This is a genomic window from Kaistella treverensis (assembly GCF_900114045.1).
In the GTDB taxonomy this organism is placed as follows: Bacteria; Bacteroidota; Bacteroidia; order Flavobacteriales; family Weeksellaceae; genus Kaistella; species Kaistella treverensis.
Genome location: NZ_FORQ01000001.1, coordinates 582,069 through 595,789 on the forward strand (window position 1 = coordinate 582,069; position 13,721 = coordinate 595,789).

General features: G+C 39.3%; 10 protein-coding genes. 6 read left to right on the forward strand and 4 right to left on the reverse strand.

All coding sequences use genetic code 11. The features are described from left to right. Positions 1 to 23: 23 nt before the first annotated feature. The 4 genes from BMZ55_RS02810 (at position 24) to BMZ55_RS02825 (ending at position 5,872) form a co-directional block, all read left to right on the forward strand. Positions 24 to 1,802 (forward strand): AMP-dependent synthetase/ligase, encoded by a 1,779-nt coding sequence (locus BMZ55_RS02810; RefSeq protein WP_089818454.1) that lies wholly within the window; start codon positions 24 to 26, stop codon positions 1,800 to 1,802. A 364-nt stretch (positions 1,803 to 2,166) separates the two neighbouring features. Next, entirely contained in the window at positions 2,167 to 4,953 is a 2,787-nt protein-coding gene (gene acnA / locus BMZ55_RS02815) for an aconitate hydratase AcnA (RefSeq protein ID WP_089818456.1), read from the forward strand. Between the two features lie 27 nt (positions 4,954 to 4,980). Beyond that, positions 4,981 to 5,322, forward strand: a complete 342-nt coding sequence (locus tag BMZ55_RS02820; protein WP_089818458.1) for a carboxymuconolactone decarboxylase family protein — start codon at positions 4,981 to 4,983, stop codon at positions 5,320 to 5,322. Positions 5,323 to 5,524: 202 nt separating this feature from the next. Next, positions 5,525 to 5,872, forward strand: a complete 348-nt coding sequence (locus BMZ55_RS02825) for a hypothetical protein (RefSeq protein ID WP_089818461.1) — start codon at positions 5,525 to 5,527, stop codon at positions 5,870 to 5,872. Positions 5,873 to 5,942: 70 nt separating this feature from the next. On the opposite strand, the gene BMZ55_RS02830 is transcribed toward BMZ55_RS02825, so the two are convergent. Continuing rightward, entirely contained in the window at positions 5,943 to 6,779 is an 837-nt protein-coding gene (locus tag BMZ55_RS02830; RefSeq protein ID WP_089818464.1) for a CvfB family protein, read from the reverse strand. Between the two features lie 100 nt (positions 6,780 to 6,879). Here BMZ55_RS02830 and BMZ55_RS02835 point away from each other — a divergent pair, with 100 nt between their 5' ends. Together BMZ55_RS02835 and BMZ55_RS02840 are read left to right on the forward strand one after the other, a co-directional pair. After that, positions 6,880 to 7,899: a catalase family protein gene (locus BMZ55_RS02835; protein WP_089818466.1), complete on the forward strand. Its 1,020-nt coding sequence runs from the start codon at positions 6,880 to 6,882 to the stop codon at positions 7,897 to 7,899. Positions 7,900 to 7,931: 32 nt separating this feature from the next. Then, positions 7,932 to 8,129: a KTSC domain-containing protein gene (locus BMZ55_RS02840; RefSeq protein ID WP_089818468.1), complete on the forward strand. Its 198-nt coding sequence runs from the start codon at positions 7,932 to 7,934 to the stop codon at positions 8,127 to 8,129. Positions 8,130 to 8,190: 61 nt separating this feature from the next. Here BMZ55_RS02840 and lpdA read toward each other — a convergent pair whose 3' ends face one another. The 3 genes from lpdA to BMZ55_RS02855 form a co-directional block, all read right to left on the reverse strand. After that, on the reverse strand, positions 8,191 to 9,594 hold the full coding sequence (gene lpdA / locus BMZ55_RS02845; protein ID WP_089818470.1) for a dihydrolipoyl dehydrogenase: 1,404 nt from the start codon (positions 9,592 to 9,594) through the stop codon (positions 8,191 to 8,193). 339 nt (positions 9,595 to 9,933) lie between these two features. Continuing rightward, positions 9,934 to 12,486, reverse strand: a complete 2,553-nt coding sequence (locus tag BMZ55_RS02850) for an adenosylcobalamin-dependent ribonucleoside-diphosphate reductase (RefSeq protein WP_089818472.1) — start codon at positions 12,484 to 12,486, stop codon at positions 9,934 to 9,936. A 154-nt stretch (positions 12,487 to 12,640) separates the two neighbouring features. Beyond that, positions 12,641 to 13,714, reverse strand: coding sequence for a glycosyltransferase (locus tag BMZ55_RS02855; protein ID WP_089818474.1), 1,074 nt, complete (start codon positions 13,712 to 13,714; stop codon positions 12,641 to 12,643). Positions 13,715 to 13,721 lie beyond the last annotated feature (7 nt).

A 13,721-nucleotide genomic window follows, 5' to 3' on the forward strand; every position in this document is an offset into this window, starting at 1 on the left:
TTATCCTCTATAAAATATCTGATATGTCAATAAAAAGAATTTTTGATTTCGCACATCACGCTCTGGAAAATTATTCCCGGGATGACATGTTTGTAACAAAATACAATGGAAAGTGGGAAAAAATATCAACAGCCGAATTTATTAACCAGGGAAATAAAGTTTCTCGCGGTTTATTAAAACTCGGCATCCAACCCGGCGATAAAATTGCGCTTATTACTACGGCAACAAGGACAGAATGGGCGGTTATGGACTTGGGAATTTCACAGATCGGCGCGATTTCCGTACCGGTTTACCCTAGTATTTCCTCGGAAGATTATGATTTTATCTTTAATAATGCAGAAGTGAAATATTGTTTTGTTTCTGATAAAGAGCTTTACGATAAAGTTCAGAAAATTAAAGGAAATGTGGCGAGTCTGCAAGGTATTTTCACCTTCGAACAGGTTGACGGCGCTGCCAACTGGCAAGAGATTATCGATTTGGGTAAAGACGATACCACGCAAAATGAAGTTGACGATTTAGCAAAATCAATAAATTCAGAGGATTTAGCCACATTAATTTATACTTCCGGAACGACAGGCAGACCAAAAGGCGTAATGCTGACGCACCAAAATATCGTGTCGAACGTTTTGGCATCAAACCCGAGAATTCCACGCGTAAAAGGTTTGGAATACAGCGACATTAAAATCCTGAGTTTCCTGCCGATTTGCCACATTTTCGAGCGCATGCTTTTTTATCTTTATCAATATAATGGTTACGCGATTTATTTCGCGGAAAGCATTGATAAAATGGGCGAAAATATTAAAGAAGTTCAGCCGCACATTATGTCTGTGGTACCGCGGCTTATCGAAAAAGTGTACGATAAAATTTATGACAAAGGCACCAGCGCCGGTGGTTTAAAATCAAAAATTTTCCTTTGGGCGTTAGGCGTAAACAAAGCGAAAGAAAAAATCGGAAAACCTTCCGGTTTGAAAGAGATTATCGCTGATAAACTCGTATTTTCTAAATGGCGCGAAGGTTTAGGTGGAAACATTATCACGCTGGTTTCCGGTTCTGCCGCACTTTCTGCGAGACTCAATAAAATGTTTCAAAATGCCGGAATCCCGATTTTGGAAGGTTATGGCCTGACAGAAACTTCACCAGTGATTTCGGTGAACAGTTTCGGGAAAATTAAAATCGGCACCGTTGGTCATGTTTTGGATAACTTGGATGTGAAAATCCAGGAAGACGGTGAAATTACAGTGAAGGGTCCTTCGGTGTTTAAAGGTTATTTTAAAAATGAAGAAATGACCAAAGAAGCTTTTAACGAAGAAGGTTATTTCAAAACCGGTGACATCGGACATATTGATGACGAAGGTTATCTGCACATTACCGACCGCAAAAAAGAAATGTTTAAAACTTCGGGCGGAAAATATATTGCGCCGCAGGTTATTGAAAATTTAGCGAAAGCTTCGAAATTCATTGAGCAAATTATGGTTGTTGGTGACGGTGAAAAAATGCCGTGCGCGCTTGTTCAGCCGGATTTCAATTTCATAAAAAACTGGGCAGAGAGAAAAGAGCTAAAAATTGGTGATACACCTGCAGAAATCGTAAAAAGCCCAGAGCTGAAAGAAAGAATTAAAAAAGAAATCGATTATCTAAACACCAAATTAGGTAATTGGGAACAGATCAAAAGATTTGAACTGACGCCCGATATCTGGTCAATCGAACTTGGTTTGCTGACTCCAACGCTGAAGCTGAAAAGAAAAGCCGTGAAAGAAAAATACAACAAACTGTACAACGAAATGTACGGTCATACCGAATAAATTTACATCAAATCTATTTTTGTAAAATATCCGCTTTTAGGCGGATATTTTTTTGTTCTAAATTAACTCGGTTTTTAAAAGTGACGTGTCAATTTGAAAAAATTGCTTGTTTAAGCGGCTTTTTTTTTATTTAAGAACTGCCAAGTTTTTAGATTTAAAATCCTGAACCTCAATTGCTAAAGTCTGCTAAATTTTACTTTTGCTTTCCTTAATTTCTTATCTTTGAGAATAGCGTGAAATTTTAGCCGTTTAAGCCCGAAATTTTACCGGCTAAAACAGGTGATTTTTGCTTTTTCTAAACAGAGAAAAATCTTCCTTATTCGACCATTTCACCATTTCCGAATCTCATTAAAAATTCAAAATTATGGAGCGAGATATTTTTCAAATCAAAAGAAGTTTACAAACAGCAGACGGAAATTTCAGCTACTTTAGCCTTCCGGAACTTCAAAAACAGGGATTTCCGATCGACAAACTACCCTTTTCCATCCGGATTCTTCTGGAAAATGCGATTCGTAATTACGACGGTTTTTCCATTACCAAAGAAAATATTGAGACTTTACTTTTTTGGTCGCCAAAAGCTTCAGATAAAGATATTCCGTTCAAGCCCGCGCGCGTGCTAATGCAGGATTTCACCGGAGTTCCGGCGGTTGTAGATATTGCGGCGCTTCGCGCGGAAGTCGCAAGAAAAGGTAAAGATCCAGACACGATTAATCCGCTGGTTCCTGTTGATTTGATTATTGACCACTCCGTTCAAGTTGATTATTTCGGAACTGAAGGCGCTTACGCCAGAAATATTGAAGAGGAATACAAGCGAAATAAAGAACGCTACCAGTTTTTGAAATGGGCGCAAAACTCATTTGACAATTTCAGTGTCGTGCCGCCTGGAATGGGAATTTGTCACCAAATAAACCTTGAATATTTGTCGAAAGGCGTCATTGAAAGAAATGGTGAAGTTTTTCCCGATACTTTGGTGGGAACCGACAGTCACACGCCGATGGTGAATGGTATTGGCGTAGTTGCCTGGGGCGTTGGTGGTATTGAAGCCGAAGCCGCAATTCTCGGTCAGCCGCTTTATTTTATTATGCCGGAAGTTATAGGATTGAAACTTACGGGCAAGCTTCCGCTGGGTTCTACCGCGACAGATTTGGTTTTAACGATTGCCAACTTGCTCCGAAAATTCGGTGTGGTCGGAAAATTTGTTGAAGTTTTCGGTCCCGGTTTAGCTAATCTTTCGGTACCTGACCGCGCAACCATCGGAAATATGTCGCCGGAATTTGGCTGCACCATCACCTACTTCCCTATCGACGACAAAACCTTGGAATATATGCGGAAAAGCAACCGTTCCGAAAACCAAATCGACTTGGTTGAAAAATACTGCAAAAACAATATGCTTTGGCGGGAAAACGAAGACGAAATCACGTACACGAGCGTGGTAGAACTCGATCTTTCCACCATTGAACCGTCCGTTGCAGGACCAAAAAGACCGCAAGACAAAATACTTTTAAAAGATTTTAAAAACACATTCATCGAGCTTTTACACAGTTCATTCAACAGACATTACATCACTTGGGAAGACCGCGAAATCGAAAAATCTATTACGCGGTTTGATAACGAAGGTGGCGATTTACCGGTGCCGGAATCTAAAGCGCTCGCGAGAAACGAAGAAATTGAAACCAACAGCAAACAGGGTTTGCAAAATGTCTGGATTACGCGAGGTGATGAAAAATTCATGCTGTCGGACGGAGCTGTTGCAATAGCAGCGATTACTTCGTGTACAAATACTTCAAATCCGTTTGTGATGATCGGCGCGGGTTTGGTAGCACGAAAAGCGCGTGAACGCGGCATTGATGTGAAACCTTGGGTAAAAACTTCGCTGGCGCCAGGCTCTAAAGTAGTGACCGATTACCTTGAAAAAGCAGATCTATTGAAAGATTTGGAAGCTTTGCATTTCCATTTGGTCGGTTATGGCTGTACGTCGTGTATCGGAAATTCCGGGCCTTTAGCACCGAAAATTGCAAAAGCAGTTGACGAATATAATTTAATTGTAACCTCGGTACTTTCCGGAAACCGGAATTTTGAAGCCAGGATTCATCCGCAGGTTAAAATGAATTTTTTAATGTCGCCGATGTTGGTCGTCGCTTATGCGCTCGCAGGCCGCGTGGATATTGATTTAACCACCGAACCGATTAGTTTCGATTCCAATCAGGAGCCCGTTTATCTGAAAGACATCTGGCCTTCGGATGAAGAAATCAATGAAATTTTAAGCAAAGTTTTATCACCAAATGATTTTGCTAAAAATTATGATGAAATTTTTGATGGTAACGAAATCTGGAGGAATCTGGAAATTCCGGGCGGAAAATTATATGAATGGGATGACGACTCAACATATATTAAAGAAATTCCGTTTTTCCACGATTTACCTTCGGAAACCGAACCTTTGCAGGACATTGAAAATGCGCGCGCTCTGCTGGTTTTGGGAGACAGTGTAACGACGGATCATATTTCACCAGCCGGAGCTTTCAGTGAAAATTCTGCTGCCGGAAAATATCTTTTGAACCGCGGTGTTCCGAAAGAAGATTTCAATTCGTACGGTTCGCGCCGAGGAAATGATGAAGTGATGGTTCGCGGAACTTTTGCAAATGTGAGAATTAAAAATAAACTGGCGGAAAAAGAAGGCGGTTACACCACATTTTTACCTACCGGCGAAGAAATGACCGTTTACGAAGCTTCGGTTAAATATAAAGAAGCGCAAACGCCATTAATCGTTTTGACCGGAAAAGAATACGGCAGCGGCTCTTCGCGTGACTGGGCGGCAAAAGGAACTTTTTTGCTTGGAATTAAAGCTGTTTTGGCTGAAAGTTATGAGCGGATTCACCGAAGTAATTTAGTTGGATTGGGTGTTTTACCGCTTCAATATAAAAACGGCGACACCGCAGAAAGTTACGGACTTACCGGAAAAGAAATATTTTCAATTACCGGTATTGCAGAGGACATTAAACCTTTGAAAGAAATTGAGATAACCGCAAAAAGCATGAATGGCGACGAAATTAAATTTAATGTCATCGCACGTTTGGATTCACTGATTGAAATAGAATATTACCGTAACGGCGGAATTTTACAATATGTGCTTCGCCAGTTTTTAGAAAAATAAGGCGTTAAACAACCAAAAAAATATCAAATGGAAAACCACGATTTATATCCGGAAACAACAAATGAAATATCAGAAAAAAAGGCTGCTTTAGCACCGAAAAATATTGAGGCCTGGCGGAATTTCAGCAAAACCGTTTTTGAAGCCGGCGCTTTAGACGAAAAAACAAAACAGCTAATTGCTGTTGCCGTGGCACATGTAACGCAATGTCCGTACTGTATCAGGTCGCATTCTAAAACCGCTTTGCGGAAAGGTGCCACCAAAGAAGAAGTAATGGAAGCAATTTGGGTTGCCGCGGAAATGCGCGCCGGTGCGGCTTATGCGCATGCGACAATTGCAATGGATGAAATGGAAAACACTAAAACGCATTAAGCAATTTTAAGCACTTTAAGCACTTATTTATGCAACTTTAAGCAAAATCAAAAAAATGTGCTGTTTTAGCGGGAGAAAATATTTGCAGAAAAGCGCTTCTCATTCACTTTAAAATTTTACAAAAATTTGCCGTTTTAACCGTCAAAAAAATATCCGTTTGTAAGCGGATATTTTTTATATATTTGATTATCAATAGATTTTTATGCAGAACTGTCTGGAATGTGGCGAAAAAATAATCGGCAGAAGCGATAAAAAATTCTGCAACGATGGGTGCCGGAATGCCTACAATAATAAGCACAATAAAGATTCATCAAACCTGATGCGCAACATCAATAATAAACTGCGCAAAAACCACCGAATTTTAAGCGAGCAACCGTACAAAGAAGGAAAAGCTAAAACCACGCGCAATAAACTGCTGGCGGAAGGTTTTGATTTTGAGTATTTTACATCTTTAATAGTTTATAAAAACGGCGCGGAATACCGTTTCATTTATGATATGGGTTATAAATTGCTTGAAGACGACTGGATTTTACTGGTGAGGAAGGAATGAATTTTACGCTACAATAACCAAAAAGAACGGAAAATATTCCGCTCCTTTTTTACCTTTTTTCTGAAATTTTCTATTCGCCGTCTTCTAAGAGGCGGATTTTATCTTCTAAAATTTCAATTTTTTTATCGCGGTACAAACCACCGATAGCTTTTTTGAAATTTTTCTTGCTCATCTGCAGTTCGTCTTTTATTTCTTCAGGCGTAGATTTGTCGGAAAGGTAAATCAGACCATAATTCACTTCGAGTTTATCCAAAATTATTTTCTGGAATTCATCAATATTATCGTAACCTTCCGGCTGAAGCGTTACGTCAATTTTTCCATCTTCGCGGATGCTTTTTATAAAACCAGTTTCTTCCGAAAGCGGAAATAATTTTTTGTAAACATCGGAAGTGTAAATTAAACCAATGTATTTTTTGTTGATGACCACATTCCAGCCCAGTTCGCTTTCACCGGCAATAATTAAATTCACCTTTTCACCTTTTTCAAAAGGCAGATTTTCGTAACTCGGATTTTTCTTAAAACGCGTGGTTCCCGTAATTAAACCTAAAAATTCATCAATGTAAACATGCACCAAATAGCGCTTTCCTTCTACGATTTTCGCGCGTTGCTGCTTGTACGGAACAAAAAGATCTTTAATAATTCCCCAATCCATAAAAGCGCCGCTTGGTAAGCTCTGCACACAAGTCATCACGGCGTATTCACCGATTTCCGCATTAGGTTTTTCGGTGGTAGCTTTTAATTTATCATCGTCCTGATAAACAAAAACCTCCATTTCGTCGCCAATTTCAGCATCTTCAGAAGCAAATATTTTTGGTAAAAATGCGCGCTCGCCTGATTCATCTTCAAGAAAAAGTCCGGAATAATTTTTTTCAGCGATTTTTAAAATTTGAGTTTTTCCGAGGTTCATAAAGGCGTAGATAAATGTGATTAATGATAAAACGCAAAGATAAGGTATTTTCCGAGGAATTTTCGGGAATGGTTGTTGCTGCGTTTTTCGAAAAAAAAGCATGAATTCGCTCCAAAAATTTTCACCGGAATTTAACCGACTTTCACCGCAGGAAAATGCTGATTTGGATAAAGCTTTAATTTCGGTTCAGAAATTTATCGAAAGTTCTGCGGCGATTAGCGAGCTAAATTATGCCACACGCGATGCGCACTCAAAAACTTACGCCACGGTAAAAGCGAAATTAGAAATTTCGGAAAATTTTCCCGATTTCATCGCCAAAATTTTTGATCAAAAAGATTATAAACTTTTGCTGAGATTTTCAAATGCAAATCTTGTTATCAATAAAAAAGGACGGGAAATTCCTGTTTACGGATTTTCAGTAAAATTTAAAAATTTCAGGCAAAAAGAAGCAAATTTTCCGCTGGTGAATTTTCCACTTTTTCCGACCAATTCGCCATCGGTTTTTCTGAAATTTTTCACCTCGGTGAATACTTTTTTGGTCACTAAACAGGACAATTTTCTGGTTTCAGCTTTAGACCTGCCGCATTTGCTGAGGAATGGTTTTTCGCTCGCGAGCGATATGTTTTCCGCTGATTTAGCAAAACGGACTTTTCAGTTTTTAAAACATTCAAAAGATTTTTTCTTCTCTTTTAAATATTCCGGAATTGGATGTTATCGCCTCGGAGATTTTATGATGAAATTAAGTGTGGAACCGGAAAACATCAGCTCAAAAATCGGGCGCGGCGAACCGCAGAAAGATTCAATTAACTGGTTTTTAGCCTCACACGAAACTTCATTTAATTTAATGATTGAAATGTGTGAAAATCTGGAAAATCAACCCATCAATAATTTAAAAAAAGAGTGGAAAAAGTCGCCAAAATTTTGCCTTGGAAAAATTAAAATTCCAAAAGCTGCCTTTTTAAATTCCGATGATCCAGCAGTTGAAAATCTTAATTTTAATCCATTTGAAAATCCTGAAATCTTGCAGCCGGTCGGAAAAATTCAGCAACTCCGGAAGAAAGTTTATGAAGCATCGATTCATACGCGCAACGAGTTAAATCGGAAAAAAATGCCTAAATAAAGGTAAATATTTGATTTTTTAAAAACAAAGCAATGCCGTCTTCTGTAATTAAAAAATATTTCTACAAACCGGAACAGCAAATTCTTACGATTGTGTATGTTTCGGGCGCAGTTTATGATTATCTTGATGTTCCGCAGGAAATTTTCGATGATTTTCGCGCCGCTTTTTCAAAAGGCACTTTTTTAAATAAGAAAATCAAACCCAACTTTAAATACGAAAAAAAGACCTGAATAACCACCAAAAAAAAGAGAAGGCGAAACTTCTCTTTTAATTTTTATAGCAATTTAATATTTAGAAATGTAAAGCTCTTTTTCCGGTTGCGTCCAGCGCAGCTTCTTTCATGGCTTCAGCGTACGTCGGGTGAGCGTGTGACATTCTGGAAATATCTTCAGCACTTGCGCGGTATTCCATCGCTACAACAGCTTCGGCAATTAAGTCTGCAGCTCTCGCGCCGATTATGTGAACGCCTAAAATTTCATCGGTTTGCTCATCAGCAATTACTTTGATGAAACCATCAACATCACCGGAAGCACGGCTTCGGCCCAAAGCGCGCATGGGGAAATTACCGATTTTGATGGCAACACCTTCCGCTTTCAATTGCTCTTCAGTTTTACCAACTGCGGCAACTTCCGGCCAGGTATACACCACGCCCGGAATTAAATTATAATTGATATGCGGTTTTTGTCCGGCAATAAGTTCTGCAACCAAAGTTCCTTCTTCGGAAGCTTTGTGCGCCAGCATTGCGCCTACAACCACATCACCGATCGCGTAAATATTGGAAACATTGGTTTGCAAATGTTCGTTTACTTTTACTCTGCCTCTTTCGTCGAGATCAACACCCGCTTTTTCTATGGCAAGTCCGTCTGTGTATGGTTTTCTACCCACAGCAACCAAAACATAATCACCTTCGAAAATTACTTCTTCACCTTTCTTATCTTTCGCGGTAACTTTTACGGTATCGCCGTTTCTTTCCACAGACTGTACACCGGTAGAAAGGTTGAATTTCATTCCCTGCTTTCTGAGCACTTTATTCAGTTCTTTCGATAAAGCACCGTCCATGGTCGGGATAATTTTATCCATAAATTCCACCACAGTGACTTCAGATCCTAATCTTTTGTAAACAGAACCCAGCTCCAATCCGATAACACCTCCACCGATAACGATGAGGTGTTTCGGAATTTCTTTCAGCTCCAAAGCTTCCGTAGAAGTGATGATTCTTTCTTTATCCAAAGTAATGAAAGGCAGCGTGCTCGGCTTAGAACCCGTCGCGATAATGGTATATTTCGATTCGATGGTTTCTGTAGCACCATCATTTTTTGTTATTTTAACCTGAGTCGGCGATTCAAAACTTCCCACGCCTTCGAAAACGGTGATCTTGTTTTTATCCATCAAAAACTGGATTCCTTTTGTAGTTTGGTCCACCACTTCGCGCTTGCGTTCAATCATTCGGGAAAGATCTGCGACAGGATCGTTGATAATGATTCCGTGGTTGGCAAAATTGTGTTTCGCGTTTTCGAAATGCTCGGAACTGTCCAGCAGCGCTTTACTCGGGATACAACCTACGTTCAGACAAGTACCGCCAAGAACCGGATATTTTTCGATAATTGCTGTTTTCATACCCAGCTGCGCACATCTAATCGCCGCAACATACCCACCAGGACCGGAACCGATAACGGTCACATCAAATTGACTCATATTTATCTTTTTATGATTTTATTAAAAGTGTAGCAAATTTACAAAATATTTTCCCGTTCCGCGGCGTGGATTTCCGGAGAATTTTCGGGGTTATGTAGGCATTTTTTCAAGAGCCGGGAACCTACTTTCACTACTCGCTTCCCGCCCGCGCTTTCCCGGCGATTGGGAGAGCTCAAACATGCCGTTCAATCAGGGCTAAAAATTTCCAGCTTACAAACCAAATAATCTGAAAAAGTCAAGTTAGACAAAAACAAAAAAAAGGCGTATTTAGCGCCTTTTTTTTTAATATATTCAGGAGAGTTCTTCGTCGTTTCACTTTGTTCACTCGTTGCACCAACATTACCCACACTTACTATTCCCGCAATTTTTACACGTCAAACAGCCTTCCTGATAAACCACCTGATCAGAGCCACAGCTCGAGCATTTCCCTGTAGCTTCCGTTCCATCAGGAATGTAGCGCTTCAAAGCTCGCGCAACACCGGCTTTCCAGTTGTTAATAGACTCTGAATCGAGCTCCAAACGATTAATCAATTCCACTGCGTTTTCAATCGGCATTCCGTGTCTTAAAGTCCCGGAAATCAGTTTAGCGTAATTCCAGAATTCAGGTTTAAATTTATGCGAAAGACCTTCGATGGTAGTTTTATAACCACGCAGATTTTTAAACTGGAAATCATAGCGCGATTTTCCGTTCTCGTCCTGGTTTTTAATAATCACGCCTTCATTCACCCAGCGCGGAACGGCAATTCCTTCTTCATCTTCAGCAAGACCTGTAAAAATTTCATAAGGTTTCCCTTCAATTAAACCGACAAAAGCAATCCATTTTTCTTTATTATTTTGAAAACGAACAACATCAGCTTCTAAAATATGCGGTCTTTTGGTAGGAAAAACTGGAGTGATCATTTCTGCTTTTTCCTCATTTTTATCCTCTGCGGAAATCAAAACGCCGGAGCGCGAACCGTCACGGTAAACTGTCACGCCTTTACAGCCCACTTCCCACGCTTTGATGTAAAGCTGATTTACCAATTCTTCCGTCGCATCATTCGGTACATTGATCGTCACTGAAATCGAATGGTCCACCCATTTTTGAATCGCGCCCTGCATCTCCACTTTGCTTAACCAATCCACATCATTTGAAGTTGCTTTATAGTAAGGTGATTGCTCAATAATTTTATTCAATTCTTCCTGAGAATAATTTTTTTCGGTGTCTATTCCCTGAACTTCCATCCACTCTTTAAAACGGTGGTGAAAAACCAAGTATTCTTCCCAAGAATCCCCAACTTCATCCACAAAATCCACGCGGATATCCTGATCGTTTGGATTTACTTTTCGGCGTCTTTTATAAACCGGTAAAAATACAGGCTCAATACCGGAAGTCGTTTGCGACATCAACGACGTACTGCCGGTCGGCGCAATTGTCAGTAAAGCAATATTTCTTCTGCCGTATTTTTTTAAATCTTCATACAGTTTCGGATCTGCTTCTTTAATTCTTAATATAAAAGGATTTTTTTCCTCTCTTTTAGCATCATAAATTGCAAAAGCGCCGCGTTCTTTCGCCATTTCAACAGACGAACGGTACGCCGCCAACGCTAAAGTTTTGTGCACCAAAGTCGAAAATTCATTTCCTTCTTTGCTTCCGTATTGAATATTTAACGCTGCCAACATATCTCCTTCTGCGGTAATTCCAACACCGGTTCTTCGGCCTTCAATTGTTTTCTGACGAATTTTTAACCAAAGATTCTTCTCAGTCGCTTTTATTTCTTCGCCTTCAGGATCTGCTGAAATTTTGGCCAAAATAGCGTCAATTTTTTCAATTTCAAGATCGATAATATCGTCCATCATTCTTTGCGCATAACCGACATGTTCTTTGAAAAGCTCAAAATTAAATTTTGCCTGCTTCGTGAACGGATTTTCAACATAAGAAAATAAATTTACCGCCAAAAGTCGACAAGAATCGTACGGACACAAAGGAATTTCACCACACGGATTCGTAGAAACCGTTTCATAACCGAGGTCCGCGTAACAATCCGGCAAAGATTCATTGATAATGGTGTCCCAGAAAAGAATTCCCGGTTCAGCAGATTTCCAGGCATTGTGGATGATTTTATTCCACAGATCAACAGCTTTAATTTCCTTTTGAAATTTCGGATTTTTGCTGTGAATCGGATATTTTTGGATGTAATTTTCTTTATTGACAACGGCTTTCATAAAATCATCATCAATTCTTACGGAAATATTCGCGCCGGTAATTTTTCCTTGCTCCAGCTTTGCATTCACGAAATCTTCAGAATCGGGATGATTCACAGAAACCGAAAGCATGAGCGCGCCACGGCGGCCGTCCTGAGCCACTTCGCGTGTAGAGTTCGAATATCTTTCCATAAACGGAACCAAACCTGTGGAAGTCAGCGCAGAATTTTTCACCGCGGAACCTTTCGGTCGGATGTTGGAAAGGTCGTGACCTACTCCACCGCGGCGTTTCATCAGCTGAACCTGCTCTTCATCAATTTTCATGATGCTTCCGTAAGAATCGCTTTGCGTGCCGCTACCGATTACAAAACAGTTCGAAAGCGACGCGATCTGGAAATTGTTGCCAATTCCCGTCATCGGACTTCCCTGCGGAATGATGTATTTGAAATTTTTGATCAGGTCGAAAACTTTATCTTCAGAAAGCGCATTTGGATATTTTTCTTCAATTCGGGCGATTTCCGAAGCAATTCTGCGGTGCATATCGTCCGGATTTTGCTCATAAATATTGCCGTCCGAATCTTTCAGTGCATATTTGCTGACCCAAACTTTAGCTGCTAAATCGTCGTCGCCGAAATATTCTAAAGAAGCCTGAAAAGCTTCATCGTACGTAAAAGTCATAATTTTTTTTGAAGATAGAGTTGCTTCCATATATGTATTTGTTTGAAGAAATAAATATATAGAAGTTATATGACATAGCGAAAAGTTTACAAAAAATTTAATCTAAGAAACTGATTATTAAATCAATAATTTTTTTATTTGCCACGAAAGTGAGCAAATTTTTAAATTTTGCTTATGACAGCGGTCATAAATTTTGGAAAACCTCTTCGTATTTTTTTAAAATCAAATCTTTTGAAAAACGTGAAGAAATTGAATTTTTAATTTCAGCAGAATTATGCTTTTGATTTAGAATGGTAGAAATTTTAGCCGCAAAATCGGCATTTTTTTCAATACTAAATATTTCACCGTTAATGCCGGGTTGAATGATTTCGGAAATTCCGCCCGGGCAACAGTTTGCGAGAGAATACGTTCCACAAGCGCCGGCTTCAAGTAAAACATTCGGAAAACCTTCGTAACGCGAAGAAAGAATAAAAAGATCTGCAAATTTTAGGTATTGATACGGATTTTTTTGCTGTCCGTGAAAGATTACATTTTTTAAATTTAAATCTTTTTTCATCTGAAGAAGTAAATCTTTGTCGCGTCCATCGCCCAAAATATGCAGCAGAATTTTCTCCTCTTTTAAATGGCTAAAAACTTTCAGCAGATTATCAAAACCTTTTCTCGCGGATAGATTTCCTATGGCGACTACATTTTTAAAATTGTTTTTAAAACCTTCGGGTTTTTCTGCAAATTCCAGTTTTTCATTAATGAAATCAAAATCCACCGGATTATTGATTTTAATTAATTTTTCCGGTTTAAGGTTGAAATTTTCAATAAGATCATTTTTCATATCGTCACTCTGGCAAATGATTTTATCGTAATTATTGTAAAAACGGTAAAAAAACCGAATTTCTTTTCGGGTAACGTGTTTCGACACGACATTTGTCTCGCGCGCTACAAATTTTATTTTCGGAAAAATCTTAATAAATAATGCCAAATAAGCGTTAATTTCCCCAAAGCCGCTGAAGACAATATCCGGTTTTCGGCTCTTTAAAACATTTAGAATAGAAAATAATGAATTCCGAATTCTGGGTGTTTTAATGTCAATAATTTCTACATCATCTTTCAAAATTTCCAGATAACCGCCTTCTTTGCGAAGTAGAAGGATTTTCGGATCGAAGGTTTCGCGTGACAGATGGTTCGCAATTGTCGTGACAATACGCTCTGCGCCGCCCATTTCCAAATCCGGAAGTATAAATAAAATGACGGTCTTCTTCATGTTTTTT

What these genes read in the sequence shown, in the direction of transcription:
- BMZ55_RS02830 (WP_089818464.1), bottom strand. Translation starts at nt 6,779, where the DNA reads ATGAACCTCGGAAAAACTCAAATTTTAAAAATCGCTGAAAAAAATTAT.
- acnA (WP_089818456.1), top strand. Translation starts at nt 2,167, where the DNA reads ATGGAGCGAGATATTTTTCAAATCAAAAGAAGTTTACAAACAGCAGAC.
- BMZ55_RS02855 (WP_089818474.1), bottom strand. Translation starts at nt 13,714, where the DNA reads ATGAAGAAGACCGTCATTTTATTTATACTTCCGGATTTGGAAATGGGC.
- BMZ55_RS02825 (WP_089818461.1), top strand. Translation starts at nt 5,525, where the DNA reads ATGCAGAACTGTCTGGAATGTGGCGAAAAAATAATCGGCAGAAGCGAT.
- lpdA (WP_089818470.1), bottom strand. Translation starts at nt 9,594, where the DNA reads ATGAGTCAATTTGATGTGACCGTTATCGGTTCCGGTCCTGGTGGGTAT.
- BMZ55_RS02820 (WP_089818458.1), top strand. Translation starts at nt 4,981, where the DNA reads ATGGAAAACCACGATTTATATCCGGAAACAACAAATGAAATATCAGAA.
- BMZ55_RS02810 (WP_089818454.1), top strand. Translation starts at nt 24, where the DNA reads ATGTCAATAAAAAGAATTTTTGATTTCGCACATCACGCTCTGGAAAAT.
- BMZ55_RS02840 (WP_089818468.1), top strand. Translation starts at nt 7,932, where the DNA reads ATGCCGTCTTCTGTAATTAAAAAATATTTCTACAAACCGGAACAGCAA.
- BMZ55_RS02850 (WP_089818472.1), bottom strand. Translation starts at nt 12,486, where the DNA reads ATGGAAGCAACTCTATCTTCAAAAAAAATTATGACTTTTACGTACGAT.
- BMZ55_RS02835 (WP_089818466.1), top strand. Translation starts at nt 6,880, where the DNA reads ATGAATTCGCTCCAAAAATTTTCACCGGAATTTAACCGACTTTCACCG.